At 61.9% G+C, this 25,914-nt stretch carries 18 protein-coding genes and 1 pseudogene; 3 read left to right on the forward strand and 16 right to left on the reverse strand.

Annotated features, from left to right (window positions below):
* Positions 1 to 77: 77 nt before the first annotated feature.
* From JQ629_RS21565 to JQ629_RS21575, 3 genes are all read left to right on the forward strand, one after another.
* Positions 78 to 1,010 carry a LysR family transcriptional regulator gene (locus tag JQ629_RS21565; protein ID WP_212414379.1) on the forward strand — a complete coding sequence of 311 codons (933 nt, stop codon included), beginning with the start codon at positions 78 to 80 and terminating at the stop codon, positions 1,008 to 1,010.
* A gap of 251 nt (positions 1,011 to 1,261) precedes the next feature.
* Positions 1,262 to 2,818 (forward strand): L-piperidine-6-carboxylate dehydrogenase, encoded by a 1,557-nt coding sequence (gene amaB / locus JQ629_RS21570; RefSeq protein ID WP_212414380.1) that lies wholly within the window; start codon positions 1,262 to 1,264, stop codon positions 2,816 to 2,818.
* A gap of 12 nt (positions 2,819 to 2,830) precedes the next feature.
* Positions 2,831 to 4,060, forward strand: a complete 1,230-nt coding sequence (locus JQ629_RS21575; protein WP_502753228.1) for a pyridoxal phosphate-dependent aminotransferase — start codon at positions 2,831 to 2,833, stop codon at positions 4,058 to 4,060.
* A 210-nt stretch (positions 4,061 to 4,270) separates the two neighbouring features.
* On the opposite strand, the gene JQ629_RS21580 is transcribed toward JQ629_RS21575, so the two are convergent.
* The 16 genes and pseudogenes from JQ629_RS21580 to JQ629_RS21655 all read right to left on the reverse strand — a co-directional run bounded on the left by JQ629_RS21580 (position 4,271) and on the right by JQ629_RS21655 (position 25,897).
* The gene (locus JQ629_RS21580) at positions 4,271 to 5,626 is read right to left on the reverse strand and encodes an MFS transporter (RefSeq protein ID WP_212414381.1); all 1,356 of its coding nucleotides are present in this window, start codon (positions 5,624 to 5,626) and stop codon (positions 4,271 to 4,273) included.
* 47 nt (positions 5,627 to 5,673) lie between these two features.
* The gene (locus JQ629_RS21585) at positions 5,674 to 7,140 is read right to left on the reverse strand and encodes a WS/DGAT/MGAT family O-acyltransferase (protein ID WP_212414382.1); all 1,467 of its coding nucleotides are present in this window, start codon (positions 7,138 to 7,140) and stop codon (positions 5,674 to 5,676) included.
* Positions 7,141 to 7,195: 55 nt separating this feature from the next.
* Positions 7,196 to 8,917, reverse strand: coding sequence for a long-chain-fatty-acid--CoA ligase (locus JQ629_RS21590; RefSeq protein ID WP_212414383.1), 1,722 nt, complete (start codon positions 8,915 to 8,917; stop codon positions 7,196 to 7,198).
* Between the two features lie 37 nt (positions 8,918 to 8,954).
* A complete protein-coding gene (locus JQ629_RS21595; RefSeq protein WP_212414384.1) occupies positions 8,955 to 9,380 on the reverse strand; it encodes a phasin family protein in 426 nt (141 codons plus the stop codon).
* Positions 9,381 to 9,440: 60 nt separating this feature from the next.
* Positions 9,441 to 10,253, reverse strand: coding sequence for an esterase/lipase family protein (locus JQ629_RS21600; protein WP_212414385.1), 813 nt, complete (start codon positions 10,251 to 10,253; stop codon positions 9,441 to 9,443).
* A gap of 385 nt (positions 10,254 to 10,638) precedes the next feature.
* On the reverse strand, positions 10,639 to 11,718 hold the full coding sequence (locus JQ629_RS21605; protein WP_212414386.1) for an AraC family transcriptional regulator: 1,080 nt from the start codon (positions 11,716 to 11,718) through the stop codon (positions 10,639 to 10,641).
* An 805-nt stretch (positions 11,719 to 12,523) separates the two neighbouring features.
* The gene (locus tag JQ629_RS21610) at positions 12,524 to 13,462 is read right to left on the reverse strand and encodes an SMP-30/gluconolactonase/LRE family protein (RefSeq protein ID WP_212414387.1); all 939 of its coding nucleotides are present in this window, start codon (positions 13,460 to 13,462) and stop codon (positions 12,524 to 12,526) included.
* A gap of 13 nt (positions 13,463 to 13,475) precedes the next feature.
* A pseudogene (locus tag JQ629_RS21615) lies at positions 13,476 to 14,119 on the reverse strand (ABC transporter ATP-binding protein).
* A gap of 37 nt (positions 14,120 to 14,156) precedes the next feature.
* Entirely contained in the window at positions 14,157 to 15,857 is a 1,701-nt protein-coding gene (locus JQ629_RS21620; protein WP_249135200.1) for a PHA/PHB synthase family protein, read from the reverse strand.
* 158 nt (positions 15,858 to 16,015) lie between these two features.
* Positions 16,016 to 17,392 carry a sigma-54-dependent transcriptional regulator gene (locus JQ629_RS21625; protein WP_212414389.1) on the reverse strand — a complete coding sequence of 459 codons (1,377 nt, stop codon included), beginning with the start codon at positions 17,390 to 17,392 and terminating at the stop codon, positions 16,016 to 16,018.
* Positions 17,382 to 19,082: a sensor histidine kinase gene (locus JQ629_RS21630; RefSeq protein WP_349631303.1), complete on the reverse strand. Its 1,701-nt coding sequence runs from the start codon at positions 19,080 to 19,082 to the stop codon at positions 17,382 to 17,384. The genes JQ629_RS21625 and JQ629_RS21630 overlap by 11 nt, the downstream gene beginning before the upstream one ends.
* A gap of 187 nt (positions 19,083 to 19,269) precedes the next feature.
* Positions 19,270 to 20,274 carry a cytochrome d ubiquinol oxidase subunit II gene (locus JQ629_RS21635; RefSeq protein WP_349631304.1) on the reverse strand — a complete coding sequence of 335 codons (1,005 nt, stop codon included), beginning with the start codon at positions 20,272 to 20,274 and terminating at the stop codon, positions 19,270 to 19,272.
* Positions 20,271 to 21,662: a cytochrome ubiquinol oxidase subunit I gene (locus JQ629_RS21640; RefSeq protein WP_212414391.1), complete on the reverse strand. Its 1,392-nt coding sequence runs from the start codon at positions 21,660 to 21,662 to the stop codon at positions 20,271 to 20,273. The genes JQ629_RS21635 and JQ629_RS21640 overlap by 4 nt, the downstream gene beginning before the upstream one ends.
* An 89-nt stretch (positions 21,663 to 21,751) precedes the next feature.
* Positions 21,752 to 23,074, reverse strand: coding sequence for an NAD(P)/FAD-dependent oxidoreductase (locus JQ629_RS21645; protein WP_212414392.1), 1,323 nt, complete (start codon positions 23,072 to 23,074; stop codon positions 21,752 to 21,754).
* Between the two features lie 49 nt (positions 23,075 to 23,123).
* Complete coding sequence (locus tag JQ629_RS21650) at positions 23,124 to 25,400, reverse strand: NADP-dependent malic enzyme (RefSeq protein ID WP_212414393.1); 2,277 nt, start codon at positions 25,398 to 25,400, stop codon at positions 23,124 to 23,126.
* 71 nt (positions 25,401 to 25,471) lie between these two features.
* Entirely contained in the window at positions 25,472 to 25,897 is a 426-nt protein-coding gene (locus tag JQ629_RS21655) for a phasin family protein (protein ID WP_212414394.1), read from the reverse strand.
* Positions 25,898 to 25,914: the final 17 nt, after the last annotated feature.

Genomic DNA, 25,914 nt, shown 5'->3' on the forward strand with positions numbered 1-25,914 from the left:
CCGTTTGAAGACATGCCGACTGCGTGACTGCGAGGCCGGGTGGTAATCTAGCGTTGCCAGCGGCGCCGGGCCAAGTCATGTTTGATCAAGACCTCATTCGGCTGGAGAATGACGTGCAGGGCCCACGCCGCTTTTTGCCTTCGCTGCCTCTGCTGTCCGCCTTTGAAGCGGCGGCGCGGACCGGAAGCATCACGGCCGCGGCAAAAGAGCTGTCGCTGACGCAAGGCGCGGTGAGCCGTCAGGTCAAGGCGCTCGAAGAGCAGCTCGAGGTCGAGCTGTTTCATCGCGAGCGGCAAACCATCCGCCTGACCGTGGGCGGCGACGCCTATGCCCGCGAGATACGCGACGCGCTGCGCAAGATCAGCACGGCGTCGCTCAATCTGCGCGCCAATCCGTTCGGCGGCACGCTGACGCTGGCGATCCTGCCGACTTTCGGCACCAGATGGCTGGCGCCGCGGCTTCCCAAATTTCTCGCGGGCAACCCAGGCATCACCATCAACCTGGTCACGCGGCTATCGAATTTCGACTTCAGGCTGGAGCCCGTCGACGCCGCGATCCATTTCGGGCGCCCGGAATGGCAAGGGGGTGAACTGGCGTTGCTGCGGTCGGAGACCGTGATCCCCGCCTGCAGCGCCGAGTTGCGGGAGCGTTATGGTTTCAAGCAAGCAAGCGACCTGCGGAAGGCCCCTCTTCTGCACCTGACGACGCGCCCCGACGCCTGGGAACAATGGCTGACACAGCACGGCGTGGATGCCCATGCCGTCCATGGCATGCTGCTGGACCAGTTCGCCACCGCTTCCCAGGCGGCGATTTCCGGGCTCGGCGTCGCGCTGCTTCCCGAATTTCTCATCGAGGAGGAGTTGAGCACCGGCAAGCTGGTGCGCGCCCTCGATCTGCCGATGAAAAGCGCCGAGGCCTATTATCTGGTCTGGCCGACCGACCGGGCGTCCCATCCGCCACTTGTTGCCTTCCGGGAATGGCTTCTTCTGGAAACGGCGCCAGACCGCTGAAGCGTCGCGCTCAGACAAGGTCGGGTCTGCGACTCATCCTCAACTGTCAGCCGTTTTGGATTTGGCCCATGGTCATTCGGCGCTGGAATGACTTATTGAACTTCTATCGTTTGAAAATGCCGGACCATTGTCCTCTCTATGAGGCGGGACATCGCCTTCCGGCCCTGACGGAGAACGATGGTGACGTCTCAAGCCAATCGCTGACAGCCGCCTTCTCTGAAATCAACGCGAGCCCTCGGAAAGAGCCCCTCATGTCAGACAAACAATCCGCCAAAACCAAAGACCTCTCGCTCAAGGCCGACGTCGACGCGCTCCTGATTGAACTCGGTGTCGATCCTGTCAGCTATACCGGTGGCACGCTGGTCGCGAGAACCCCGATCACCGGTGAAACCGTGGCGCATGTCAGGGAGATCGACACCGCCGGCGCGACCTCGGCGATCGAAAAAGCTCAGGCGGCTTTCCTGCAATGGCGTCTGGTCCCTGCTCCCAAGCGCGGTGAACTGGTGCGGCTGCTCGGCGAAGAGTTGCGCGCCAGCAAGCGCGCGCTCGGCCGGCTGGTTTCCATCGAGGCGGGCAAGATCGAGTCCGAAGGTCTCGGCGAAGTGCAGGAGATGATCGACATTTGCGACTACGCCGTGGGGCTTTCCCGGCAGCTCTACGGCTTGACGATCGCCACCGAGCGCCACGAGCACCGGATGGCGGAGACCTGGCATCCGCTCGGTGTCACCGGTATCATTTCCGCATTTAATTTTCCGGTCGCGGTCTGGTCATGGAATGCCGCGCTGGCATTGGTCTGCGGCAACAGCATCGTGTGGAAGCCGTCGGAAAAAACACCGCTCACCGCTTTGGCGACCGACGCGCTGTTCGCCCGCGCCCTGAAGCGCTTCAAGACCGATGGCGGCGCAGCGCCCGACGGGTTGTCTGCCGTGCTGGTCGGGGGGCGCGAGATCGGTGAGGCCCTCGTGAACAACACCAGGGTTCCCCTGGTCTCGGCGACCGGTTCGACCGCGATGGGACGCGCCGTCGCGCCGAAGCTCGCGCAGCGTTTTGCCCGCGCCATCCTGGAGCTCGGCGGCAACAATGCGGCGGTGGTCACGCCGACCGCGGATCTCGACCTGACGCTGCGCGGCGTCGCCTTCGCGGCCATGGGCACGGCCGGCCAACGCTGCACCACGCTGCGCCGCCTGTTCGTTCACGAGAGCGTCTATGACAGCTTCGTGCCGCGCCTGAAGAAGGTCTATCAGTCCGTTTCCGTCGGCAATCCCCTCACCGGCAATCTGGTCGGCCCTCTGATCGACGGCCTCGCTTATGAATCGATGCAGCGCGCCCTCGGCGAAGCCAAGGCCGCCGGGGCGGCCATTGTCGGCGGCGACCGCGTCGCCGTCGCAGGCGCAGACACGGCCTTCTATGTCCGGCCGGCGCTGGTCGAGATCGGTGGACAGACCGGAACGGTCGAGCGCGAGACTTTTGCGCCGATCCTTTATGTCATCAAATACAGCGACTTCGATGCGGTGATCGAATTGCACAATGCGGTTCCGCAAGGACTATCGTCTTCGATCTTCACCAACGATCTGCGCGAGGCAGAAGCCTTCTTGTCGGCGCGCGGCTCCGATTGCGGGATCGCCAACGTGAATATCGGCCCTTCAGGCGCCGAGATCGGCGGCGCATTCGGCGGCGAGAAAGAAACCGGCGGCGGACGTGAGTCCGGGTCGGATGCCTGGAAGGCCTACATGCGCCGCGCCACCAACACGATCAACTATGGCCGCACGCTGCCGCTCGCCCAGGGCGTCAAGTTCGACGTGGATTGAATGGAAATCGCCGTGAACGCGCCGCTTCCGACATCATCGCATTTCCGCCCGGCCTCCCGGCTTTCGTCGATCGGGGTGTCGGAAATCCTGAAGATTACCGGCCTCGCCACCGATCTGAAGCGCCAGGGCAAGGATGTCATCATCCTCGGCACCGGAGAGCCCGACTTCGACACGCCCGCTCACATCAAGGACGCGGCGGCGCGCGCCATGCACGACGGCGCGACCAAATACACCGCGCTCGACGGAGCGCCAGAACTCAAATCCGCTATCCGAGCCAAGTTCCAGCGCGACAGCGGGCTTGAATTCGCCCAGGACGAGATCACGGTTTCCAGCGGTGCGAAGCAGGTTCTCTATAATGCGATGATGGCCAGCCTCGATCCGGGCGACGAGGTGATCATCCCGACACCATTCTGGGTGAGCTACGCCGACATCGTCCTCATCGCAGGCGGCAAGCCGGTTCTGGTGCCGTGTTCGGAAGCCAACGGCTTCCGGCTCACCGCCGGCGATCTCGAAGCGGCGATCTCGCCGCGCACCCGATGGGTGATGCTGAATTCGCCATCGAATCCCACCGGAGCCGCCTATCGCGAAGCTGACTATCGGCCGCTGCTCGACGTGCTGTCGCGACACCGGCATGTCTGGCTGATCGTTGACGATATCTATGAGCACATCGTCTACGACGATTTCCGCTTTGTCACACCGGCCGCGATCGAACCGGGGCTTCGCAACCGCATCCTGACGGTCAACGGTGTTTCCAAGGCCTATGCGATGACCGGCTGGCGCATTGGCTACGCCGGCGGGCCAAGCGCGCTGATTCGCGCCATGGCCGTCGTGCAGAGCCAATCGACGTCCTGCCCATCATCGATCAGCCAGGCAGCGGCCGTGGAAGCCCTCAACGGTCCGCAAGGGATCGTGCGCGACCATTGCAGGTCGTTTCAGGAGCGTCGCGATCTCGTCGTTTCCGCATTGAACGCGATCGAGGGCATTACCTGCCGCGTGCCCGAAGGCGCGTTCTATACGTTCGCCAGTTGCGCGGGTCTGATCGGCAAGAAGGCTCCTGACGGCGGCATCATCACGAGCGACACGGCCTTTGCGGAATATCTGCTGCGCGCCGTCGGCATCGCGGTCGTTCCCGGCTCGGCATTTGGCCTCGCGCCGTATTTCCGCATCTCCTACGCAACGTCGGCCGCCGAACTCATGGAGGCTTGCCGGCGCATCGCGGCAGCATCCGCGCAACTGTCCTAGGACAGTGAACCGGTCGCCGAATTAGCTCATCCGTTGTGAGCAGAGGCACAAACCTTCGCGTGAACGCTTGTTGACCCCTTCGCTGCGCAGGCCCGCAAAATGATCATAAATCTGAGGACCCGGGCTTAGCCTCGCACGTGCTCACCGCCCTCGCTTTTACCGGCGCGACGCGTCGCAGTCGCCCAACAACAGGCATCTTGTCAGGTTCCGTCAGTGCGCAGCCACCGGCGCTGCCACACCCGCGGTCGACGCCGGCCGGATCGTCAGGAGCAGGAGCAGCCCGGACAGAAGGTAGAGCGCAATCACGAAATACATGCTGTAAGTATTGTCACCCGTGCTCCTGACAATGAGCCCGTTGATCGTCGGACTTATCGCCGGACCGAGGTTGCCGAGGCTGCTGATGAGCGCGAGGCCACCGGCGGCAGCTCCGACCGAGAGGTATTCGCTGATCAACGCAAAGAACAGAGGCGTAGCCGACGCTATCCCGATCACGGCGAACGACAGCGCCAGGAGCGATCCGACCAGGTTGCCCTGCAGCAGCGTCGTCGCGAAGAGGCCGATCGCAGCAATCACCACACATGCTGCAAAATGCCAGCGCCGCTCGCGCCACTTGTCGGAATGCCGGCCGATCAGGATCATGCCGATGACACCGACCGCGTTAGGGATCGCCGCGTAGATGCCGACGAGCAACAGATCCTTGATCCCCCAACTCTGGATCAAGGTCGGCAGCCAGAACACCATCGTATAGGTAGCACCCAGCAGGAGCAGATAAACGAGCGACAGGGCATACACTTTCGGATCCCGCAGCAAGCCGCCGAATGTGCCGGCGGGTTCGCTTCCGACAGCCTTCACGCTATGCGCAAGGCTGTCTTCGAGCAGCTTCTTCTCGTCCTTCGAGAGCCAGGCAGCATTCGCGGGCTTGTCTTCCAGAAGGAAATACACCAGGAACCCAAGAATGACCGCCGGCAATCCCTGCACCAGGAACAGCCATTGCCAGCCGTAAAGCCCGCTGACCCCGTCGAAATATTTCAAGGTAGCGCCGCAAAGCGGTCCGGCAAGCACGGAAATGATCGTGGTAGCGGACATAAAGATCGCAATGACCTGGCCGCGCCGCACCGACGGATACCAATAGGTGAAATAAAGAATGACACCTGGGAAAAAACCTGCCTCGAAGACACCGAGCAGGAATCGCAACACGTAGAACTGCAACGGCGTGGACACGAACATCATGGCCGATGCGGTCAGACCCCAGAGCACCATGATACGCAACAGCGTCTTGCGCGCACCGATTTTCTCCAGCAGAAGGTTGCTTGGCACTTCAAACAAAAAGTATCCGATGAAAAATATCCCCGCGCCCAGGCCGTAGACGGCATCGTCGAACGGCAGAGTTTGCTTCATTTGCAGCTGCGCATAGCCGATATTGATGCGATCGAGATAGGCGATCATGTAAGCGATCAGCAGCAGCGGGATAAGGCGCCAGCTAACCTTCGAGAAAACCGCCTTGAGTTCCCCGCTCTCCAACGCCAGCGATTGCGGCGAAGACGTCTGCGCGCCAGTCGGATGCATGATCGTTCCCCTTCCAAGGATTTCCTATCTTTAGTCGAGTCAGCTCGTTATGCGGATCGCCGGGATGCATCGGCAGTCGGCGCGCCGCCGGGAGCTTGCTCGACCGGAGGCAGCGCCTCGATTTCGTGCAACGCGGCCCGCAGGTGCTCCACCAGTTCGTAGGACTCTTCCTGCGACAGCACGCGGCGACAGGCGGTGAGGCCAAACTCCAGCAGGCCGGCGTAGCTTTGCACCGTGATGTTCAGCGCGCTTCCATGATACGGGATCGACACCGGGTGGTAGTGCACCATCCGCGCTCCGGCCATGTAGAGCGGCATCGACGGGCCCGGGACATTGGAGATCAGGACATTGCCGGCCGCTGGCGCGCGACCCGCGAAATTGGAGCGGCCGAGCAGCGAGGCGAGCCCGGTCATCAGCCAAGGCGAGCCCGTGATCGGCACGTTCACCCCGAGAACCGGTTTGAGCTCCCGTACCACCGCCTTCGCGGCCTCGGACGAGGCATGGATCGCCTTGAAGCGCGCCGGCAGCTCCTTGATGTCGGTCGCCAGGTCGACGCGGACCATGGACACTTGATTGTTCATCGCGCTGTCGCCTTCCGCGCGAAGGCTCACGGGAACCACCGCGATAAGCGATTCCTTCGGGAGCAGATCGCGCTCCTTGAGGAAGCGATCCAGCGCGACACTGCACACGGCCATGACGATGGTGTTGACGGTGCCGCCGACCCGCTTACCGAGTTCCTTGATGTCCGCCAGCGGCAGCGACAACGTAGTGTAGGAGCGTTGGTTCGTGATTGATTCGTTGAAGATCGTCCTTGGGGCAAGGCCCAGATTCAGGGAGCGTTCGCCGCCGGCCGTACGCTGGCTTGCGACGACGGTTGCCGCTGCGGCTAGCGCCTTTGCAGCGGTAGGCAACAGATCCGCCAGCTTGCGATACTGTTGGGCCGAATTGGCAACTGCCGCTTGCAACAATTCGGTGACGCCAAGCTGGTAGGAAACGCCGCCGCGCTTGCGGCGGGGCGGCGGCACTTCGCGCATCTGCGGCGAGACATCATAGAGTACCTTTGCAAGCTCGACCCCGGCCTTGCCGTCGACGCCGCTGTGGTGCGCCTTGGAATAGAACGCGACCTGCCCGTTCTCGAGGCCCTCGATAACGTACATTTCCCACAATGGCCGGCTGCGGTCGAGCAGCGTGGAATGCAGCCGCGCGATCAACTGCTCAAGCTGCGCCATCGTGCCGGGGCGACGCAGCGTAACGCTGCGCACATGATAGTCGAGATCGATGTCATCGTCCTCGATCCATACCGGTTCGGCGAGTTCGAAAGGCATCTGCGCCAGTTTGCGGCAAAGTACGGAAGCCAGATGCAGGCGCTTGCCAAGCATGGTCTTCACTTCTTCGTAGTAGTCGCCCTGATATCCCTCGGGAAGTTCGAACACCATCAGGCTACCGACATGCATCGGCGTCTCCGGCGTTTCGAGATGCAGGAAGGAGGCGTCCATGCCACTGAGTTGATCCATCCTCATCGCTCCTTTGCGGTGTCGGGGGAATGCGCGCATCCCGCATTGAAGTTTTTCATCCTGCTGCTCCCACGCGCCTCACGTGTTGGCGCTCCTCTTCGTCGTACAAATCCTTCTTCGAAATCTTTCCCACGGCGGTCTTCGGCAACTCGGGGCGGATTTCGAGCGCCTGCACCATTTCGTGTTTGCCGAGCTTGTCCTTCAGGAACGCCTGAAGCTCGCCGAGTGAAGGCGTCACCGCACCGGCTTTCAGCTTGACGAAGGCCTTGGGTGACTGGCCGCGGTAGTCGTCATGGATGCCTATTACCGCGACCTCCTCGACCGAGGGATGCATGTAGATGGCTTCTTCGAGCACGCGCGGATAGACGTTGTAGCCGCTACACAGCAGCATGTCCTTGGTGCGATCGACGATGAATATGAACCCGTCCTGGTCCATGTAACCGACGTCGCCGGTGCGCAGGAAGCCGTCGGACGTGGTAACATCGGCCGTCGCCTGCGGATTGTTCCAATAACCCTTCATGACGTTGGCGCCCTTGACGCAGATTTCCCCGCGCTCGCCGAGCGGGACATACTGCGCCGGCCCGTCGAGACCGAGGAACCTGATCACGATGCCGGGCGCCGGCATCCCGCACGACCCGGCTTTCCGCATGCCACCGGGCTGCGCCGGCGTAAAGGTGCCGCTCGGCGAGGTTTCGGTCATGCCCCAACCTTCGGTCAGATGGCAGCCGGTGATATCCGCGAACCGTTGCGCCACTTCGAGCGGCAGCGGCGCCCCGCCCGAGCCGCAATATTTGAGCGAGCGAAGGCTGTGATTTGGCGTCTGCGGATGGTTGATCAGCGCCGTGAACATAGTCGGCACGCCGCAGAACACGCTAACCTGGTTGCGCGAAATTTCCGCCAGCGCCGCCTCCGGGTCGAAACGCACATGCTGGATGATTTCGGCGCCGGCGAGGATGCCGAACAGCACGTTCACCGTCAGCGCGTAGATGTGGAAGGGCGGCAGCACGGCGAGCATTCGTTCCTGCCCCTCGACCAGCACCGGCGGATTGCCGCGCGTCGTCTCCCAGAACTGCTGGCAGGCCGCCGACAGATTGCCATGCGTCAGCATGGCGCCCTTGGGCAGGCCGGTCGTCCCCCCGGTATATTGCAGCACTGCGATCTGTTCGCGCGGATCAGCGATCGGGTGCTGTTCCGGCGCGCCGTCATTGTCGAGCAGGTCGGCAAAGCGAATGCGACGGTCGTCCCACGTCACCTCGCTCACCTGCCTGGCCGCCTTCATCTCGCCTGCGACGACGTCCGGCGACCCCGTCATCTCGGCCAGGCTGCCGACGACCAGCTTCCGCAGCCTTGTCTTGCCGAGCATGGCCGCCATCTGCGGATATAGCGTGACATGGTCGAGCGTGATCAGGAAATCCGTCCGGCTATCCTCGATCTTGTGCTCAAGAACCTTGGCGGCATCGAGCGGCGAATAGTTGACCACCGTACCGCCCGCCTTCAGCACGCCGAAGAAGGCGATGACGTAGTGCGGCGTGTTGTGCAGGAACAGGCCGACATGCACGCCCGGCCGGACGCCGAGTTGCTGAAGCCCGCGCGCCGCGCGATCCACCTGGTCGCCGAGTTCGCGGTAGCTCATACGCTTGCCCATGAACTCGAGAGCGGGCCGATCCGGCCATTTCGCGATGGCGTCATCGAGAATCTTTTGCACCGGCATCGAAACGATCTCGGCGTCCCACCTCACCCCCGCGGGGTAGGATTTGATCCAGGGCATGTCGTTCATCTTGCGCTTCTCCCAGAAACGGCCGACCGGCGCCAAGCTACTTCGGCTGCAATAATTTCTGCAGGTTGCCGAGATTTTCCTGCAAACGGTCCTGAACGATCTTCCAGGCGCTGTTGCGCGACTGCACTTCCATCGCGGACAGCTCGCTGAAATTCGCCAAGGCCTTTTCAACGCCAAGCTTGGCCGCTTCAGCCTGCCTGGCCAGACCATCAGCGCCCGTCACATCCTGGATCGCAGCCTGCCATTGCGCGAGTGTCTCCTGCAGGATCTCGTTGCGCCGCTCGACAAGCGCTGTGACCCCCGCATAAGCCTGCCGGTTCGCCTCGACCAGCGTCTCCATGTCCTTGCGCTGCCATTCGATCAGCGCCGCGATATCGAGGCCGGGCGTTTGGAATTTCTCTGCCAGTTTCCTGAGATCATCGGACCACATCCCACCGGCCGGCTGCTTGCTGTCTGCTTCCATGAAAACTCCTCCTCTTCGATTGAACTCAGGCTGAGCACGTCGCGGCGGATGCCGCCAACGCTACGCGGCGAATGGGCCAGCATGGGACCCATCTGCGCCATCCTGTTGATGCCGCCGCGGGTCCGGAAACAGCAGGCGTTTTAGGCCGCTTCGGTCGAACGGCCGCCACTCGCCTTCCGGCATCGCGAGCCGGTCCGCAACCGCATAGAGCGCGACGGGGTTGTGCCCGAGCCCGCAATGGCTGCCTTCCACCTCGACATTCCCGCTCGTCGCGCTCTCTTGTTCACGACAGCCCTGCCACGCGACGATGCCATCGCTACGGCTATAGATCGCGGTGCTCGGTACCGGCGGCGGCAGCTTCATGGCTTCGCGCCCGGGCCAGTCTTCCGCCCGGCGCCCGCTGAGGGTTTCATAGAGCTGCCAGGCGTTGCTTGCTTTCGGTTCGTTGGCGAAGGGGCTGCCGAGCGTAATCACCTGGCGTACCAGCGATGGCGCCCGTCGCGCCGCCTCGCGTGCAAAGACGCCGCCGAGGCTCCAACCAATCAGGCTGACCTTGCGCTGATAGCGCGCAGAAAGTTCTGCTAGCCGTTCATCGATGCCGGCTTCTACGCCCGGATGTGGACCACGGTTCGGACCCTGCTTCCAGCCATGAGCTGCGTAGCCCAGGTCTTTCAGAAGCGTTCGCAGCGGTCGGGTCGAGACATCACTTGCCGCCAGGCCGGGCAACACAAGCACGGGATGGCCGTCGCCACGCGGCGCCTGCCGCAGCAACGGGTATGTAGCGAAGAACGCCTGCAACTCCCAAATGCCGCGCAACTCGAGCGCCAGCAACAGCCGCGACGGCGGCCCGACGGGTTCGGTTGTCCGATCCATCCCAATCCTCCCCTCTGAATGCCGCGCTCATGGCGCTGCTCACATCAAGTCTTTGGCTTGATCGGGATCGGAACGCTCAGGTTCGGATCAGACCTTTCGTGCAGCTTGATTTGAGGTCACGGTAACGAGCGCCTCCGACCCTCGAAAGGTGCGAATGACCCGCTTGCCCGGTGAGTTTGGGACACAGAAGGCGACGCGAAGCCCTGTCGGAATGTTGCTGCACTGCAATCGTTCAACGAGCGGCGACTGCCAGGGCCCGGATTCAAAATTGCGAAAACAACCCCATGCAAAGCAGGAATGGGCCCCGACTCGGCACCCGAGCTGCTTGCGTCCGGGGCACGAGAAGAAAGGAACATGGTCCGTCCGCGCGGCTCATCCCGCCCATCTAGATGCCAAGCGATAGCCGGAAATCAGAGGGTGACTTGCCTGTCCACCGCAGAAACGCGTGGCGGAAGTTGGCGGCGTCGCTGTATCCCAGCCGATTGGCGATTTCCTCATTGGTCATTTTCGTCTTGCGAAGGTACTCGATGGCAAGACGCATCCGCACCTCGGCCAGGATATCGCGGTAAGCCGTCCCCTCCACCTCCAGCCTGCGCCGCAGCGCCCGCGGATGCATCGAAAGCTTCTCGGCAACCACCTCGATGCCGGGGTACCGGCCGCGCAGTTCGATCAGCATCCGCCGAACGTCCGCCGCGACGCTGCCTCCGCGGTTGACCTCGGAAAGGATTTGCTCGCACATCTCGCGCGCCATGGCGTGGCTGCGCGGGTCCGCGAGTGACACCGGACCATCGGCTGTCGCCAAATCATAGCCATAGGTGTTGCTCCGCTGCGTGAACAGAACCGGACATGCGAACAGTTCGGCGTAGACAGCAGCATGTTGCGGTGCCGCATAGACGACGGAGACATGCGCGTATTTGAAGGATGGCCCCACCACATCGCGGGCAGTCGACAAATGCGCCGCCAGTGCGAATTCCACCGCAAACCGATAGGCGTCCTCGGTGGGGTCGATCCAATGCCGTGGCTCGACGGTGCACAGCACGGTCGTCTCGTCATAGACATTCCTGGCATCGCAGAACGGGCCGATCACACGGATGTAACGGTTGGCGAAATCGCGGGCGTCTGCGTAGGTTGGACTGCTAAGCAGCGCGTATCCGTACATTCCATATGTCGTGACGTGCATGCGCTGACCCGAGCGGAGTGCGACGGCAGAATCTTTCGACAGGCGGAGGGCATTGCGAATTACCCTATCGAGTTGTCGATACGAAATCTGAGTGGTGTGTGCCTCCAACTGAGAGCGATCGAGTCCGGTACCGTCAAGTGTTTCGGACGCATCGACACCTTGCGTATTCAACTCCGAAACGATGGCCGCGATCGAATGCGGTGAATAAATGCGCTGCACGAAGTCGGGCCGCGACTGGTAGCATGATTCACCGTCCTGTTTTCGTGACTTGGCTCCCTCGTTCATGGCCGTGCCCTACCCGCTCCGCTTCCCCGTTGCCTGCGGCCGGACGAAGACACTACTCATCGCTCGCGGCGCAGACAACGCCTTCTTGCTTCCGTCACTTACGGCAGGACCATTTCCCTTTCGTGAAGGCGCCTGACATGGCGGATTGCATGCTGCGTCGCACCAATACCATTGCCGAGCGATGCAGATAACAGGGGTCTTCCGCAAAAGGGCCCTAGCGATTTGCGCCTTGGTCAATGGTGTCCGGTTTGTCGTGGTGCCTTCACTCTGTCCAACGCTGGATACGATTTTATCGAAAGAAGAGCCGAAGGCTCTCTTCGAACAGTCCAGGTCAAGAAGAGATGATCTTTCACCTTTTGCCGAACAATGCTTCGGATCAGTGGCTTTCCGTCACGCGCAGGAATTTGTCCGCAACAAGCACCCAGGATGACGGCCAGCACGATGACGGTGCCATAACGATAGGCTTCACGTGGTCTTCCGCGCCGAGTACCTGGAGCCCCGTCGAAATAGCACCTGAAGAATAGAGAGCGATATCTTAACTCTTGATTGCGCGAATTGAGCATTCGGCAAGATCATTCTCGATGATCTAAGCGTGCCCCAGATGAACAGGAACCCCCGTCTCGGTACTGCTGACGTTGGCTCTGTCGCTATTTTCTTTGATCTCCCGGTGCACACATCGTGCACACGCCGCCTTCTAACTATTTGAAGTGCTCCAATCCATCATGGGGCAAGTTTGAGCTAGCCAGCCGGAGATAACCAAATCTAGCGCCGGGGCCTCAACGTCCGCTTTGCGCCAACGATTGTCCTACGGTTGCGCGGTGAGCGGATCATTGAGCGGCCGACCGGCCCGCGGCCAGTCGACGGCAATCAGACGGCCGGTCCCGGAGAGTGTGATGAAAGCGGTTCGCATCCCCTCGCCGCCGAAGCAGATGTTGGTGCAAAAGACTTCAGGCGCTTCACGGAACTCGACCAGATCTCCATCCGGCGAAAACACGCTGATGCCGCCGCGCACCAACGTCGCGACGCAGATATTGCCACTGGCTTCCACGGCAAGTGAATCAAAACGCTGGTAACCGGGAATGCCATGCAACAGCTTGCCGCCGTTCGGTGACGGCCATGGCATTTTTTCGACCTGCCCCTCCCCGGTGATGTCGAAACCCCAGATGCGGCTGGTTTCCGTCTCCGTGACATAGAGAGTGCGCCCATCAGGAGACAGGCCGACGCCGTTTGGCGTCATGATCGGAAAAATGACTTCCCTGATCAGCGATCCGTCGGTCCGCGCATAATAGACCGCACCCCGGTCCATCAGGCCGCCATAGGTCTTGCCGAGATCGGTGAACCAGAAACCTCCGGCCGCATCAAACACGATATCGTTCGGGCCCTTCAGCGGAATACCGTCACAGCTGTCATAGAGAACGCGCGCGATACCGGTCTCGATATCGACCTGCTCGATGCGCCCGGTCGAGTAGTCGTCGGCGCGGCCGGTTGGGCGAAGGTAATCGCGATCGTCCTTATGCCAGGAGAAGCCGCCATTGTTGCGGACGTAGCATTTTCCGTCTGGGCCGATGGCCGCGCCATTCGGTCCGCCTCCGAGTTCGGCAATGCTGTGCTGCTTTCCCGACGGTGACACCCGCGTCAGGCGGCCGCCCGCGATCTCCACCACGATGACACTGCCATCGGCCAGCGCGATCGGCCCTTCCGGGAAAGCCAGACCTGACGTGATCTCCCTGCCCCTGAGTTGCATGGCTGTCCTCCCGTCACGCCGGCGCAGGTTGGCTTGCGCCCAAATAAGCTTCGACGGCTTCGGTTCGGCTGGCAGGCGTGTCGAGGTCGGATGCGGTGCGATGACCGACGATGGTTCCGTTGCGGACGAAACACATCGCGTCGGCAACTTTCATAGTCATGCGGAAATTCTGTTCGACCAGGATGATGGCAAGGCCCGACTCCTGCTTGATCGTGACGAGGCGCTCGAACACGCGCCGGATCAAGAGTGGTGCAAGACCGAGCGACGGCTCGTCGAGCAGCAGCAGCCGCGGCGCGCTCATCAGGCCGCGTCCGATCGCGAGCATCTGCTGCTCGCCGCCGCTCAGCATCCAGGCCGGCGAATGAACCCGGCCAGCGATTTCAGGAAACAGCTCCAGCATTGCCTCGCGGCGCTGCCGCAGCGTGCGACCGTCGAGGTAGAAGCCGCCGAGCAGCAGGTTTTCCGCAACCGTCAGCGAGCCAACGATCTGGCGCCTTCGGGAACATAGACGATGCCGCGGCGGACGCGCTGCCGGGCGTTCAACCGCGCCAGATCCTCGCCGGCAAAGGACATTTTCCCCTCGGCGGGAATAAGGCCCGCGATCGCCTTGAGGATCGAGGATTTTCCGGCGCCATTGGCGCCGAGCAGCGCGACCACGTGGTTACGCGAAGATCCACGCTCGCTATTGATACTGTCAGCTCGCCTTCTCCCTCACGTATCGGCCAGGCGCGGCTTCACCGGGAGAATAGAGGTTGCTGCCCAGTTGCGTGCGCGCCGGCAGTTGCTCTTCCGCCCACGGCTTGAGCCAGGCAATCCAGTCGTTCCACCAGCTGCCGGGCTTTTCATCGGCGCCGGCCAGCCAGGTCGCCGGGTCGTCGCATCGATCGGTCGACACCCAATAGCTTCGCCTGTTCTTCGACGCCGGATTGATCACACCGGCGATATGTCCGCTCGCACCGAGCACGAAACGCGTGTCGCCGCCGAACAGACCTGTTGTTCGATAGGCCGACCGCCACGGCACGATATGGTCCTCGGCAGTCGCCAGAACATAGGCCGGCAGGTCGACCCGCCCCAAATCGACTGGCGTGTTGCACATCGTCAACCTGTTCGGTTCCCGGAGATTGTTCTCCAGGTACATGTTCCTGATGTACCAGCAGTACATCGGTCCCGGCAGATTGGTTACGTCGGCATTCCAGAACAGGAGATCGAAACGCTCGGGCGATTTTCCCTTCAGATAATTGTTGATCACGTTCGGCCATATCAGCTCTTTCGAGCGCAGGGTCTGGAATACGAATCCGAGTTCGGCACCGCGGTAGATACCGCCATTCCCAATGGTCTGCTCACGCTGTCGCACGCTCTCCTCGTCCACGAATACGCCGAGATCACCTGGTTCGCGGAAATCGAGCATGGTCGTCAGCAGAGTCACGCTGGCGACCGATTCGTCGCCCCGCGTCCGCAGGATAGCGAGCGCAGACGACAGGATGGTTCCCCCGACGCACCAGCCGACAACGTTAACCTTGTCGGCGCCGGAAATCGATCGGGCGATCTCGATGGCGCGCATGGCGCCATGCTCGACGTAATCATCCCATCCAAAATGTCCGCAAGAGGCATCCGGATTGCGCCAGGAAACGATGAAGACCGTCATGCCGTGCTCGACCGCAAACCGGACGAAGGAATTGGCCGGCTGAAGGTCGAGAATGTAGAACTTGTTGATGCAGGGCGGCACGATCAGCAACGGCCGAACGGCCACCTGCTCCGTCGCCGGTTCATATTGAATCAGTTGAAAAAGATCGTTCTCGAACACGACCGCGCCCCCGGATGCCGCGACGTCCTTTCCGACCTCGAATGCGCCCTCGTCCGTGATCGTCAGGCTGCCCCGGCCCAGATCCAACATCAAATTGTCGAGGCCTGCCTTGAGGCTTTGGCCTTCGGTGTCCGTTGCAAGCTTGATGATTTCGGGATTGGTGGCGAGAAAATTGGTCGGACTCATCGCCTCGACGAGTTGGCGCGTGAAGAAGCGCAGCCGTTGCTTTTCCTTTTCGTCCAGATCCAGCGCTTCTACGAAGTCAGTGCAATAGCGCGAATTCAGCAGATAGCATTGCTTCAGCAGACTATGGAGCGAATTGTCCCGCCATTCCGTGGCGTTGAACCTGCGATCGCCGCGCGCCGGCTCGACGCTGCCTTCACCCTGCACGCCTGCAGCCGATTTGATGACCTGTTCCGTGAGTTGGTACAGACGCATCAGGTGGTCAGCCTGCAATTCGGCGATGCGCCCCGATGAATTCAGCGTTGCACCAAGGCTCGCGCCGTCACGATCGCCGTTCGGTGTCCAACCCAGCGACCGCCAGAGGCTCGCGCCTGCCTTCATGAAACCTTCGACAAATTCGTCAGGCATATTGAATGGCCGATCCATCACTTACCCTCGCTCAGCAAGATTGAATGTTTCGTTCGTTTCCTCTTCGGGCAGCTTCTGTCTGGTGCCCTTCGCTCTCGTATACGCCGAGACCGTGTCAGCTATCCGGCCGGACCCGTCGCAATGGCCGCTTGTTGTCGTCAGGAGCCGGAGCGAACACTTGTCCCCTCCCTGATCCCGTCAACGTTGACGGAAAGGCGTTTGATCTTGTCGTACAGCGTCTGCTTCGGGATGCCCAAAAGCGTTGCCGTCGCCTGAACATCGCCCTGCTTGCGCCGCAACGCGTCCTCAATGATCGACCGCTCGATGTTTTCCAACTGTCGAGGCAACGACACATCGGATGCACCCAACCCGGGCTTGTTGATGGCCTTGCCGTCGAGCACGCCAAGCACGAAGCGATCGGCGACGTTACGGAGCTCCCGTACGTTTCCCGGCCACGAATAGGCCAGCAAGATGGACAGCGTCTGCTCGTCCAGTATCGGCGCGTCGCGCTCGAACCGTCTGGCGGCGTCCAGCGTGAAGTGCTCGAACAGCAGGGGAATGTCTTCGCGCCGCTCGCGAAGCGGCGGCAGTTCGATGAATGCGACGCCAAGGCGATAGTAGAGATCGGCGCGAAACAGCCGCTTCTCGCTCAACTCGAGCAGATTCGTCTTGCTCGCCGCAACGACGCGGCAATCCACCGAGATCGGCTTGTTCGTTCCGACGCGTTCGATCGATCGATCCTGCAGCGACCTCAGCAACTTCACCTGCACGCTCAGCGGCATGCTCTCGATTTCGTCGAGGAACAGCGTTCCGCCATTCGCATATTCGATCTTTCCGATACGCTGGCGGGTGGCGCCGGTGAACGCCCCTACCTCATGGCCGAACAACTCGCTCTCGACCAGCGATTCGGGGAGGCCGCCGCAGTTCACCGCGACATAGTGGCCGCCGCGTCGCCCGCTGTGATTGTGGAGACAGCGCGCAACCACATCCTTGCCGGTTCCGGTCTCGCCATAGATCGTGACGTCGACGTTCGTCGCGGCCAATGTGGAAACGAGCCGGCGCACTTCCTGTATTTGCGGCGAGCGGCCCAGGAGGCTAGCCTCGATTCCCTGGCGGTCTGCGAGGGCCGATCGGAGCGAGCGCACCTCCAGGGTCAGTCGCCTCTTTTCGGTCGCCCTGCGTACCACCGAGACAAGTTGCTCCGACGAGCACGGCTTCTCGATGAAGTCGTAGGCACCGTTTCGCATCGCCTGCACGGCCATGGAAATATCTCCATGCCCGGTGATCAGGATCACTGGCAGATCCTGATCCAACCGGTGCAGATCGGACTGCCATTCAAGGCCGCTCTTGCCGCGCAGGCGCACGTCGCAGACCACGACGAACGGCATGTCGGCACGGACGGACACGCTGGCGCTCTCGACCGAGGCGAACCCCGAGACGGAAAACCCGGCAAGTTCAAGCGCCTGAACGCCGCCGATCCGGACATCGTTGTCGTCCTCGACGTAGATCACGCCGATCGATTGGTCATCGCTCATGCGAAACCTCTGATGTGCCAGCCAATGGAAGGATCACCGCAAATTCGGCGCCGCATGGCGTCAGGTTTCGCGCGCGCAGTTCGCCGCCAAAGGAGTGCGCGATGTGGTTGGAGAGCATCAGACCAAGACCGAGCCCTTTGCCCGCAGGCTTGGTCGTCACAAAAGGTTCGAACATGCGCTGCAGGACATCGGGCGCGATTGCAGGACCGCTGTTGCTGATGACGATGCGGCAGCGTGCGGTCTGCCCCTGTTCCCGGCTCGCGCGGATCAGGATCGACTTCCGGTCGGCGCTCTCCACGGCGTCCAGCGCATTCGCCACGATGTTGCACAACAGCTGCTCAAGCCGCGTCTGATCGGCGATGACGCAGATATTCGCGTCAACGTCGGTTACGACGGTCACTCCCCCTTCCTTGACGCGCCCGGCGAGTATCTTGAGCGATTCGGCCACGGCATGTTCGACGGGGACCGCCTCAAGCGGGCTGCTCGACTTGTATGCGAAAGTCCGCAACTGACCGGTCAGGCGTCCGAGTCGGCGCACCAATTCGCCAATCCGGGTCAGATTTCCGCGGGCATCGCCGATCGACCCGCGGTCGACGAGCAGAACCGCATTGTCGGCGGCCGTCTGCAGGGCGGCCAGAGGCTGGTTCAGTTCATGCACGATTCCGGCCGACATCTGGCCGAGGGCGGCGAGCTTGCCGGCATGGACCAAATCATCCTGCGCGGCCCGCAGTTCGGCGGTTCGTTCCTGCACCCTGATCTCGAGCATGTCGTTCGCCGCCTGCAACGCCGCCTGGTTGGCCAGGCGTTGCTTGATCGCTCGCCTGCGCTGCTCGACCAGACCAGCCGCCAGCAACGCAACGATGCAGGCGAGGCCCGACATCGCGCCGATGATCAGCGCAGTCTGCCGCGTTGGCGCCTCATCGTCGAGCAGGACCAGCTTCCACAGACCGCGGTTGATTGGCCGTTCGCTGAGGGTGTAGGCCACGCCGTTTTCTGCGGTGACGCGTGCAGCGCCGTCCGAGAACTGAGCGACGAAGGTCCATCCGAGCGGCGTCAGTTCGTGGTTTCCGTATGGCTTGGATCGCGAAATCTCTTCGTGCATCTGAGGCGACAGCGGCGCCATCGGATGAAAGCGCCACGCGTCCCGGGACGAGAGTATCGTGACCCGGCGCTCGTCGAGCAGAAGGATATCGCTCTCAATGTCGCGCCACGCGCGCTCGAACGAATCCAGGTTGACCTTGACGGTGGCAACACCCCTCGTCTCCCCGCCGTCCTTCAGGGCGTAGGAGAGATAGTAGCCGGCGCGCGCGCTGGTAATGCCGACGCCGAAGAACGTCCCTCGACCCTTCGAGAGAGCCTCGCTGACATAGGGACGGTACGACAGGTTTTGGCCAAACGGTGTACCCGGCTGCTCGAAATCAGCCGCGGCCAGTGTATCGCCGGAGACGCCGAGGACGTAGAGATTTTCGGCTCCCGCAAGCAGATTGATCGACTTCAAGTACTGGCTGACGGCTTCCCGCAGTGCGGGATCGCCGGGCGCGCCGAGCAGCCGGAAGACGCTGGGGGACGTCTCGAGCAAGGACGGCAGGTATTCAAATCTTGAAAGATGACCGTCGAGCCGGGCGGCCTCCACGGCCAGCCGCTGCTGCGCTGCCGCGCGCAAATGCTCCAGTCCGCGCTGGAAAGCCACGGCGTATCCGAGCCAAGAAGCGGCCACGACCAGCCCGGCTGCAATTGCTCCGCGCACAAGCCAACGCGTGGAACCGGGCGCCACCGAACTGATTGCGGGACTCCCCTTGATGTTCACCAGCGATGGAAGGTCCGTCATCTCGGGAACCAGACAAATCCGAGGAGCGCCGGCCACGACGGACGACCGCTCATGCATAGTCTAACTCTATGGTCTTGCCCCGGAATACGCGATAGGAAAATCCGGTGTAGGCGATAATGACAGGCAACGTGACGCAAACGCCGATCAGGATGATCTTGAGCGATTCGGGGCTGCTGGCGGCCTGCCAGACGGTAAGCCTGTCGATCACCACGAACGGATAGATGCTGTAGCTGAGGCCGAGGAAGCTCAGGAAGAAGACGAGCACCAGCAATGCGAAGGGCAGCCAGCACAGGCTGCCGCGTACGGCCGGCGACCCGAGCAGGAGGCGCGCCGTCAGCAGCGCAATGCCCGTCGTGATCGGGATCGACGCCACCGCAATCATCGCCGGCAAGGTAAGCCACCTGACACGAACGGTCTCGCTGATCCACGGCGTTGCCATCGAGATCAGTATCAAGCCCACGACCATGGGCGGCCAGGCGATCTTGCTCCACTCGATCGCCTTGTCCTGGAGCTGGCCATCCGTCTTCATCACCAGCCATGTCGCACCGAGCAGCGCGTATGCCATCGGCAGCGCTACCGCAATGGCGCCTGCAAAGATCGGATAGTTCCAGCCCTCACCGAAGCCGCTGATATAGCGACCAAGCATCCAGCCCTGGCACATGGACGCAAGCATTGACCCCGCGATGAAGAGGCGGTCCCACATCGCCTTCCGGCTGGCCTTGCCCTTGACCCTGAAATCGAAAGCTGCGCCGCGCAGGATCAGGCCAACCAGCATGAGGGCAGTCGGCAGGTACAGTTCCGACAGAACCAACCCATGCGCCTTGGGGAAAGCGACAAGGAGCAGGCCGACGCCAAGAACCAGCCAGGTTTCGTTGGCATCCCAGAACGGACCGATGGATGCGACCATGGTATCCCGCTCTTCGGGCGTCGCCCGATGCATCAGCATGCCGACCCCGAGATCGTATCCGTCGCTCACGACGTAGACGAGCAGCGACACCCCCATCAACCCGATGAAGATCAGCGGGAGCAGTTCGTCGAACGACATCGAAATCATGCGAATTCTCCCCGGCGCTGATATTCCTGCGGGCTCTCCGCCAAGCCTTCCGATGTGATCATGCCCGGTTTCTTTTCCGATGTTTCCGACATGTGCTTCAGCACGCCGACATAGGCCACGAGCAGCGCCAGATAGACCGCAATGTAGATGCTGAGCGTCAGGGCAATGCTCGACGACGGAACACGAGAGGCGACGTCGCTGGTTCGAATGAGGCCGGCGACGATGAAGGGCTGGCGTCCGATCTCCGTGACGTACCATCCGGCAATGGTCGCGACCCAACCTGAAAAGGTCATCGCGGCGAACAGCTTGAGCATCGGCCGCGGCATCCGGGCGAAATCCCAGCCATCGCGCCAATGCCGCCACAAGCCGATCCAGCTGACCAGCAGCATCAGGATGCCAGTCCCCACCATGATCCGGAAGCACCAGAACACCGGAAAGACCGGCGGATGGGCCGATGGAAACTCGTTCAGCCCCTTGATTTCGCCGTCAGCATCGTGCCGGAGGATCAGACTCGCGAGTTTCGGCACCGCCAGTTCGAAGCGGTTCGTTCGCGTCGCGTCATCCGGGATCGCAAACAACAGAAGCGGGGCTCCCCGCGTTGTTTCCCAGATACCTTCCATCGCTGCGATCTTCTGCGGCTGATGCTGGAGGGTATTGAGCCCGTGAAGATCACCCGCCACTATTTGCGCCGGCATAGCCAGGGAGGCGAATACCAGCCCGGTCCGCAGCACGCGCGACGCACTGGCCGTCGCGACACCTTTCAGGATCTGCCAGGCGCTGATCCCGATCAGCAGGAACGCGCAGGTCAGCGCGGATGCCAGCATCATATGGACGAAGCGGTACGGGAAGGACGGGTTGAAGATGATTTCCAGCCAGCTCCGCGCGTGAAACTGGCCGTCGACGATCTCGTAGCCCGCCGGCGTCTGCATCCATGAATTCAAGGCAAGGATCCAGAATGCGCTCAGCATTGTGCCGAAGGCGACGAGGAACGTCGACCCAAGGTGGATCATCTCCCCGACCCGGCGGTGGCCGAACAGCATCACGCCGAGAAAACCCGCTTCCAGAAAAAATGCGGTCAGCACTTCATAGCCGAGTAGCGGGCCGGCGATATTGCCGACGCGCTCCATGTAGCCCGGCCAGTTCGTGCCGAACTGGAAGCTCATGGTGACGCCGCTGACGACCCCGAGCGCGAATGTCAGGGCGAATATTTTCGTCCACAGCCGGTAGGCGCGCAGCCAATCGAGCTTCTGCTGCGGGTCGGTCGCGCGCAGGTGCTTCAGCCGAAAAAACAGCAGAACCCACCCCAGCGCGATCGAAATCGAGGGAAACAGAATGTGGAACGTGATATTGGCGGCGAACTGGATGCGCGCAAGGACCACGACGTCCATCAGCATTCCCTCCAGGTTCGGCGCAGTGCCTCACCCCCAATCAAGTGCGCAACGGCCGACACAGCACCCATCCCATCCATGCCCTGCAATCAATGGAGCTTCACGTGCGGCTCGGTGCGCCGGGTGATCAGGCGGGCCAGCGTGTCGAGCGCCACCTTCACCGAACCATGCAACGCGTGTTCGTGCATCTTGTAGAGCGACAGGTACATCATCCGCGCGAAGATACCTGCGAAGACCAGATTGCCGCCCACGAGCGCTCCCATCATCGAGCCGACCGTGCTGAATTCGCCGAGCGACACCAGTGATCCGAAGTCCCTGTAGCGATAGGGCTTGAGCGGCTCACCGCGCAGATAGCGCGGAATCTGTGAATACAGGTGAGAGGCCTGCTGGTGAGCCGCCTGTGCGCGAGGCGGCACATTGCCGCGCTCGCCCCACGAGCAGGCCGCGCAGTCACCGATGGCAAAGATGCCGTCGTCGCGCGTTGTCTGCAGCGTCGGCCGAACCACGAGCTGATTAATGCGGTTGGTTTCGAGTCCGGCGATATCCTTCAGGACGTCGGGCGCCTTGACCCCCGCAGCCCAGACGATCAATTCGGCGGGGATCGTCCGGCCGTCCGTCAGGTTCACCTGGTCGGACCCGACCTCGGAGACCTTGGCACCGACCAGCACATTGACTCCGAGCTTGCCAAGCAACTTGTCCGTCTCTTTCGAAACCCGCTCGGGCAGTGCGGGCAGCACCCGTTCGGCGGCTTCGATCAGCGTGATCCTGATGTCCTTTTGGGGATCGACCTGATCGAGGCCATACGCCACCACTTCGCGCGTTGTTCTGTGGAGCTCGGCCGCAAGCTCGACGCCGGTCGCACCGGCCCCGATGATTGCGACTTTCAACTGGTGCGCTCCCAGAGGCTCAGATTGGGCATGCGCGCGGATACATGCATTGACCATTCTTTCGTGGAACCGACGTGCGTCCGACTGCGATTCGAGCTTGATCGCGTGATCCACGACTCCGGGCGTGCCAAAGTCGTTGTTCTGGCTTCCGACGGCGACCACGAGGACGTCATAGTCAAAGGCCCGCTTCGGGGTAACCTCGCGGCCCTCGGCGTCGAAATACGGCGCCACCTGCACCTGACGGCGATCCCGATCAATCCCGATCATCTCCCCGATCCGGTAGCGAAAGCCATGCCAGTAGGATTGGGCAAGATAATCGACCTCGTGGGCTGATATATCCATGCTACCGGCGGCAATTTCGTGCAGCTTCGGCTTCCACACGTGCGTGCGCTTTCGCTCGATCAGTGTGATGTCGAGCTTTCCCTTGCGTCCGTACTTGTCGCCCAGGCGCGTCGCCAGCTCCAATCCGCCGGCTCCGCCTCCGACGATCACGATGCGGGATTTTCCCAACTGTGGCTCACTCATGATGGCCTCGACCGATCAGTTCACAACCCGCCCAAACGCGTCCTCCTGATCAGCCTCTCTCGGAGACTGCATCTGCGACGGCGACGGCGGCCATGTTCACGATTCGCCGGACCGTCGACGATGGCGTGAGAATGTGGGCCGACTTTGCCGCCCCCAGCAGGATGCCGCCGACCGTCAGTCCCTGGCCCGCGGCCATCCGCAACAAATTGTAGGAGATGTTGGCGGCGTCGAGATTCGGCATCACCAGCACATTCGCCGGACCCACGAAGCCGGAATCGGGAAACTCGTGATCAAGTACAGACTGCGACAGCGCGGCATCCCCGCGCATCTCGCCTTCCACGGCCAGATCGGGCGATCGCTCGCGAATGATTGCGCGCGCCTCCCGCATCTTGTGCGCTTCCGGGACCGCGGAGCTGCCGAAGCTCGATTGCGACAACAGCGCAACCCTCGGCGTGACGCCAAACCGCCTGACCTCGGCAGCCGCCAGCAACGCAATGTCGGCGACCTGCTCGGCGGTCGGATTGAGATTGCAGTGGGTGTCGCAAATGAAAAGCTGATGCTGCTGCAGAATGAGCATCTGCATCACAGCCAGCGTCTTCACGTTCTCCCGCGTCCCGATTACGCTGCGTATGGCGGTCAGGTGATCGGCAGTCCTTCCGATGACCCCGCACAGCATCGCATCGCCGACACCCCGCTCAAGAAGGATCGACGCGAGCACCGTCGCGTTGCTTCGCGTCTCCGAGAGCGCCAGCGCGGCCGACACGCCATCGCGTTTCCGACGCGCATGGTACACGTCCGCGCATTTGGAATAGACCTCCGTATCGTGCGGATCGATGATCTCGCAGTCGCTGCCTGGGTTGAGCCTGAGACCGAACGCCTTGATCCGCTCCTCGATCGTCGATGGCCGACCGAGAAGCATCGGTTTTGCAATCCGCTCGTCAACAACCACCTGTGCCGCACGCAGCACGCGCTCGTCCTCGCCCTCCGCCAGAAGCAACGACCTGCCGCTTCCTTTCGCCACCGAGAAGACCGGCTGCATCGCGTTGCCGGAATAGTAGACGAACCGGCTCAGTTGCTGGCGATAGGCTTCCATGTCGGCGATTGGGCGCCTCGCGACGCCGCTGTCGGCGGCGGCCTTGGCGACCGCCGGTGCAACTAGCTCGATGAGGCGCGGGTCGAGCGGCTTCGGAATGAGATAGTCACGGCCGAAGCGAAGCTTCTCTCCCTTGTACGCGGCGGCCACCACCTCGGGCACTTCCGCCATGGCCAAGTCCGCCAACGCGCGGACGGTCGCAAGCTTCATCTCCTCGTTGATCGTGGTCGCTCCGCAGTCCAAAGCGCCCCTGAAGATGAATGGAAAACAGAGCACGTTGTTGATCTGGTTGGGGTAGTCGGAGCGTCCCGTACCGATGATCGCATCCGGACGAACCGCCAGCGCATCTTCCGGCATGATTTCCGGGATCGGGTTGGCCATGGCGAAGATCAGCGGATCTCGCGCCATCTTCTTGACCATATCGGGCGTGAGCACGTTTCCGGCCGACAGGCCGAGAAAGATGTCGGCATCCCGGATAATCTGGTCCAGCTTTCGCGCGTCCGTCTTAACGGCATAGCGCGCCTTATTGTCGTCCATGCCTTCGGTGCGCCCGGCATAGACCACGCCCTTCGCATCGGTCACGATGATGCAATCCTGCGGCAATCCGAGGCTGACGATGAGATCGAGACAGGCCAGCGCCGCGGCGCCGGCACCGGAGCAAACCAGCTTGACGTCCGTGATGTCCTTCTTGACCAGCTTCAGGCCGTTGAGGATCGCCGCTGCCGCGATGATCGCGGTGCCGTGCTGGTCGTCGTGAAAGACCGGAATCTTCATGCGCTCGCGCAGCTTCTGTTCGATGTAGAAGCATTCCGGCGCCTTGATGTCCTCCAGGTTGATGCCGCCGAAGGTCGGTTCCATCCTGGCGATCGTCTCGATCAGCGCGTCAGGGTCCTCCTCGGCGAGTTCGATATCGAATACGTCGATCCCGGCGAACTTCTTGAACAGGCACGCCTTGCCTTCCATGACCGGCTTGCTGGCCAACGGGCCGATATTGCCGAGACCAAGCACGGCGGTGCCGTTCGTGACGACAGCCACGAGGTTGCTGCGTGCGGTCAGTTCATCGGCCTGCAACGGGTCCTTGGCAATGGCCAGGCAGGGTTCGGCTACCCCGGGTGAATATGCGAGCGACAGATCACGCTGTGTTGCCATGGCCGTGGTCGGCACGACGGAAATCTTTCCAGGCCTCGGCAGGCGATGATATTCAAGAGCGGCTTCTCTCAGATTCTGATCCATCGTATTCCCCGATATTACCCTTGGTTCGAGAGGCGATGCCGCCCCTCCTGATCTTGCGCGGCCGGCAGCTTTCAGGCGCTTCCGCCACGTGTGCGCATCGATGCCATCCCTTCCTCGAAGCGCCGGCGCAGTATTTCGATCGTCTGCTTCTGGGACTCGGTCGCGGTCTCGGCGAGCTGGCGCATGTTGGCAAGAGCTTGCTCGAATCCCTGCCGGGCGATTTCAGTACGGCGGCCGGTTGCGGTTTCGCTGCTTGCCTCGGCAGCGATCGCCTTCATGGTTTCCTGGAAAACCTCGGTCTGGCGTGCCATCAGGTTTCGCCAGCTCTCATATGCCGAGCGGTTGACCTCGGTGAGCGCGTCGATGTTCTTCTTCTCCATATCGATCAGTGACATCATGTCGACGCCGCTGATCTGGCAGGATTCGATGAGCTTGGCGAAGTCGAACCCGGGAAGACCCCAATCGGCGCCACCAGGCATTGACTTGTTGTCGGACATGTTCCCCTCCTTCATTG

It is taken from the genome of Bradyrhizobium sp. AUGA SZCCT0222 (assembly GCF_018130205.1).
Classification (GTDB): Bacteria; Pseudomonadota; Alphaproteobacteria; order Rhizobiales; family Xanthobacteraceae; genus Bradyrhizobium.